We start from the raw sequence: 5,625 nt of genomic DNA on the forward strand, positions 1-5,625 counted from the left end.
TGGCTCCCCGCAAAAGGCAATGCCCCCGCTCCTTCTGGGAGTCGGGGGCATTACGGGCTGTAGGAGCCTGACGATGACCTACTTTCACACGGGAACCCGCACTATCATCGGCGCGGAGGCGTTTCACTGTCCTGTTCGGGATGGGAAGGAGTGGTACCACCTCGCTATGGTCATCAGGCATAACTTGGTGCTGCGCTGTTTTGGGGACAGCGCGGCGAATTCATAGAGTGTGGAATCAGCTTGTGGGTTGTTTTGAATGCGTCAACTTGGCATAACACCCTGATTCGACGATGTCGATCAAAGTTATAGGGTCAAGCCGCACGAGCAATTAGTATCAGTTAGCTTAACGCATTACTGCGCTTCCACACCTGACCTATCAACGTCCTGGTCTAGAACGACTCTTCAGGGGGCTCGAGGCCCCGGCAGATCTCATCTTGAAACGAGTTTCCCGCTTAGATGCTTTCAGCGGTTATCTCTTCCACACTTAGCTACTCGGCAATGCCACTGGCGTGACAACCGATACACCAGAGGTGTGTCCACTCCGGTCCTCTCGTACTAGGAGCAGGCTTTCTCAAATCTGCAGCGCCCACGGAAGATAGGGACCAAACTGTCTCACGACGTTTTAAACCCAGCTCACGTACCTCTTTAAATGGCGAACAGCCATACCCTTGGGACCGGCTACAGCCCCAGGATGAGATGAGCCGACATCGAGGTGCCAAACACCGCCGTCGATATGAACTCTTGGGCGGTATCAGCCTGTTATCCCCAGAGTACCTTTTATCCGTTGAGCGATGGCCCTTCCATACAGAACCACCGGATCACTATGTCCTGCTTTCGCATCTGCTCGACTTGTCAGTCTCGCAGTTAAGCACGCTTATGCCATTGCACTATCGTCACGATGTCCGACCGTAACTAGCGTACCTTCGAACTCCTCCGTTACGCTTTGGGAGGAGACCGCCCCAGTCAAACTGCCTACCATGCACTGTCCCCGATCCAGATAATGGACCCAGGTTAGAACCTCAAACGCACCAGGGTGGTATTTCAACGTTGGCTCCACAAGATCTAGCGACCCTGCTTCAAAGCCTCCCACCTATCCTACACAGATCCGTTCAAAGTCCAATACAAAGCTACAGTAAAGGTTCATGGGGTCTTTCCGTCTTTCCGCGGGGAGATTGCATCATCACAAACATTTCAACTTCGCTGAGTCTCAGGAGGAGACAGTGTGGCCATCGTTACGCCATTCGTGCAGGTCGGAACTTACCCGACAAGGAATTTCGCTACCTTAGGACCGTTATAGTTACGGCCGCCGTTTACTGGGACTTCAATCAAGAGCTTGCACCCCATCATTTAATCTTCCAGCACCGGGCAGGCGTCACACCCTATACGTCCACTTTCGTGTTTGCAGAGTGCTGTGTTTTTAATAAACAGTCGCAGCCACCGATTTTTTGCAACCCTTTTCGGCTCCGCTTGTACAGCTTCACCTACAGAGGGCATACCTTCTCCCGAAGTTACGGTATCAATTTGCCGAGTTCCTTCTCCTGAGTTCTCTCAAGCGCCTTAGAATACTCATCTCGCGCACCAGTGTCGGTTTGCGGTACGGTCGTGTGTAGCTGAAGCTTAGTGGCTTTTCCTGGAAGCAGGGTATCACTCACTTCATCTGCAAGCAGACTCGTTATCACCCCTCATCTAAGCCCGGCGGATTTGCCTACCAGGCACGACTACAGGCTTGAACCAACATATCCGACAGTTGGCTGAGCTAACCTTCTCCGTCCCCACATCGCACTACACATCGGTACAGGAATATTGACCTGTTTCCCATCAGCTACGCATCTCTGCCTCGCCTTAGGGGCCGACTCACTCTACGCCGATGAACGTTGCGTAGAAAACCTTGCGCTTACGGCGAGCGGGCTTTTCACCCGCTTTAACGCTACTCATGTCAGCATTCGCACTTCTGATACCTCCAGCACGCTTTACAACGCACCTTCACAGGCTTACAGAACGCTCTCCTACCACGTGCAATAAATTGCACATCCGCAGCTTCGGTAACTGGCTTAGCCCCGTTACATCTTCCGCGCAGGACGACTCGATCAGTGAGCTATTACGCTTTCTTTAAATGATGGCTGCTTCTAAGCCAACATCCTGACTGTTTTAGCCTTCCCACTTCGTTTCCCACTTAGCCAATTTTAGGGACCTTAGCTGGCGGTCTGGGTTGTTTCCCTCTTGAGTCCGGACGTTAGCACCCGGTGCTCTGTCTCCCGCGCTGTACTCTTCGGTATTCGGAGTTTGCCTTGGGTTGGTAAGTCGCCATGACCCCCTAGCCAAAACAGTGCTCTACCCCCGAAGGTAATACGCGAGGCACTACCTAAATAGTTTTCGGAGAGAACCAGCTATTTCCAAGTTTGTTTAGCCTTTCACCCCTATCCACAGCTCATCCGCTAGTTTTGCAACACTAGTCGGTTCGGACCTCCAGTACCTGTTACGGCACCTTCATCCTGGCCATGGATAGATCACTTGGTTTCGGGTCTACACCCAGCGACTAGACGCCCTATTCGGACTCGATTTCTCTACGGCTTCCCTATTCGGTTAACCTTGCCACTGAATGTAAGTCGCTGACCCATTATACAAAAGGTACGCAGTCACCCTCGCGGGCTCCTACTTTTTGTAAGCATGCGGTTTCAGGATCTATTTCACTCCCCTCCCGGGGTTCTTTTCGCCTTTCCCTCACGGTACTAGTTCACTATCGGTCGATGATGAGTATTTAGCCTTAGAGGATGGTCCCCCTATATTCAGACAGGATTACACGTGTCCCGCCCTACTTGTCGTTAACTTAGTACCACACGTCTCTTTTCGCATACAGGGCTATCACCCGCTATGGCCAGTCTTTCCAAACTGTTTTGCTAAGAGTCGTGCTATCACTAACAGGCTCTTCCGATTTCGCTCGCCACTACTTTCGGAATCTCGGTTGATGTCTTTTCCTCGAGCTACTGAGATGTTTCAGTTCACCCGGTTCGCCTCGCATGACTATGTATTCATCATGCGATACCCCTAAGGGTGGGTTCCCCCATTCGGAAATCTCCGGATCAAAGCTAATTTGCCAGCTCCCCGAAGCTTATCGCAGGCTATCACGTCCTTCGTCGCCTATCATCGCCAAGGCATCCACCACATGCTCTTATTCACTTGACCCTATAACTTTGACTTCTCTCACGAGATATCTCAGCCTATCAAGGAATTGCCAGGTCTTTCACCTGACGCGTTATGCCGTATGAAGCTCTCGCTTCGATACTTGAATTCCAGACCTAGTCTGAATATTCGTTTTGACGCAATCAAAAATTCACATTGCCGGTGGCACGGTGAGGTATGACCCTCTTTCCACCAGCAACGCTGATTCGACTCTATGAATTTTTAAAGAACAGCCGATTGATCGAACAATATCGATCAACAACAAAGAAGCCTCTTGCAAAGCCACTTTGGTGTTGAACTACTCACCCAGCTCACTACTCGCCTAACCACCTATTTACCAACCAACACATAACGACCACCTGACAATCATTGGTGGAGGATGACGGGATCGAACCGACGACCCCCTGCTTGCAAAGCAGGTGCTCTCCCAGCTGAGCTAATCCCCCAACGAAACTCTACGATCCTGGAGGCGATGGTGGGTCTGGTTGGAATCGAACCAACGACCCCCGCCTTATCAAGACGGTGCTCTAACCAACTGAGCTACAGACCCAAGCCGGTCACTAGTTACACGGACACATGATCCAACGTCGCCGGCGACATCCTTCCAACAACCGATAAGTGTGGGCGTTCAAATTCAACTGCAGTTTCCAGAAAGGAGGTGATCCAGCCGCACCTTCCGATACGGCTACCTTGTTACGACTTCACCCCAGTCACGAACCCTGCCGTGGTAATCGCCCTCCTTGCGGTTAGGCTAACTACTTCTGGCAGAACCCGCTCCCATGGTGTGACGGGCGGTGTGTACAAGACCCGGGAACGTATTCACCGCGACATTCTGATCCGCGATTACTAGCGATTCCGACTTCACGCAGTCGAGTTGCAGACTGCGATCCGGACTACGACTGGTTTTATGGGATTAGCTCCCCCTCGCGGGTTGGCAACCCTCTGTACCAGCCATTGTATGACGTGTGTAGCCCCACCTATAAGGGCCATGAGGACTTGACGTCATCCCCACCTTCCTCCGGTTTGTCACCGGCAGTCTCATTAGAGTGCCCAACTAAATGTAGCAACTAATGACAAGGGTTGCGCTCGTTGCGGGACTTAACCCAACATCTCACGACACGAGCTGACGACAGCCATGCAGCACCTGTGTTACGGCTCTCTTTCGAGCACTAAGCCATCTCTGGCAAATTCCGTACATGTCAAAGGTGGGTAAGGTTTTTCGCGTTGCATCGAATTAAACCACATCATCCACCGCTTGTGCGGGTCCCCGTCAATTCCTTTGAGTTTCAACCTTGCGGCCGTACTCCCCAGGCGGTCAACTTCACGCGTTAGCTTCGTTACTGAGTCAGTGAAGACCCAACAACCAGTTGACATCGTTTAGGGCGTGGACTACCAGGGTATCTAATCCTGTTTGCTCCCCACGCTTTCGTGCATGAGCGTCAGTGCAGGCCCAGGGGATTGCCTTCGCCATCGGTGTTCCTCCGCATATCTACGCATTTCACTGCTACACGCGGAATTCCATCCCCCTCTGCCGCACTCCAGCGATGCAGTCACAAATGCAGTTCCCAGGTTGAGCCCAGGGATTTCACATCTGTCTTACATCACCGCCTGCGCACGCTTTACGCCCAGTAATTCCGATTAACGCTCGCACCCTACGTATTACCGCGGCTGCTGGCACGTAGTTAGCCGGTGCTTATTCTTACGGTACCGTCATGAGCTCTTTTTATTAAAAAAAGCCTTTTCGTTCCGTACAAAAGCAGTTTACAACCCGAAGGCCTTCATCCTGCACGCGGCATGGCTGGATCAGGCTTGCGCCCATTGTCCAAAATTCCCCACTGCTGCCTCCCGTAGGAGTCTGGGCCGTGTCTCAGTCCCAGTGTGGCTGGTCGTCCTCTCAGACCAGCTACAGATCGACGGCTTGGTGAGCCTTTACCTCACCAACTACCTAATCTGCCATCGGCCGCTCCGTCCGCGCGAGGTCTTGCGATCCCCCGCTTTCATCCGTAGATCGTATGCGGTATTAGCACAGCTTTCGCTGCGTTATCCCCCACGATCGGGCACGTTCCGATGTATTACTCACCCGTTCGCCACTCGTCAGCATCCGAAGACCTGTTACCGTTCGACTTGCATGTGTAAGGCATGCCGCCAGCGTTCAATCTGAGCCAGGATCAAACTCTACAGTTCGATCTTGAAATTTACAGTCTTTCGACTTTCCACTCATAAAAACGGAATTGAAGTGATTCACTTCTATTCTCATGAGCGCTTGTAGTGCAAGCACTAGTTCCGAAGAACTTGGCAGTCGCCTCCAAACGCCCACGCTTATCGGCTGTATATTTTTAACGATCACCGCAAGCAAGACTCTCGCCTCACCCACCAACCCCGCTGCGATCAGCAGAGCCTCAAATTCTAGCACGGCTTCTTAAACACCGTCAAACTCTTTTCGCT

At 52.1% G+C, this 5,625-nt stretch carries 2 tRNA genes and 3 rRNA genes; all 5 read right to left on the reverse strand.

Annotation, left to right across the window (positions count from 1 at the left end):
* Positions 1 to 65: 65 nt before the first annotated feature.
* A 5S ribosomal RNA gene (rrf, locus tag DFQ15_RS16535) occupies positions 66 to 178 on the reverse strand.
* A gap of 129 nt (positions 179 to 307) precedes the next feature.
* Positions 308 to 3,183 (reverse strand): 23S ribosomal RNA (locus DFQ15_RS16540).
* A 367-nt stretch (positions 3,184 to 3,550) separates the two neighbouring features.
* Positions 3,551 to 3,626, reverse strand: a tRNA-Ala gene (locus DFQ15_RS16545).
* Positions 3,627 to 3,653: 27 nt separating this feature from the next.
* A tRNA-Ile gene (locus DFQ15_RS16550) sits at positions 3,654 to 3,730 on the reverse strand.
* 101 nt (positions 3,731 to 3,831) lie between these two features.
* Positions 3,832 to 5,364 (reverse strand): 16S ribosomal RNA (locus tag DFQ15_RS16555).
* The 16S, 23S and 5S rRNA genes sit together here with 2 tRNA genes alongside, the layout of an rRNA operon.
* Positions 5,365 to 5,625 lie beyond the last annotated feature (261 nt).

This window comes from Xylophilus ampelinus (assembly GCF_003217575.1).
Taxonomy (GTDB): Bacteria; Pseudomonadota; Gammaproteobacteria; order Burkholderiales; family Burkholderiaceae_C; genus Xylophilus; species Xylophilus ampelinus.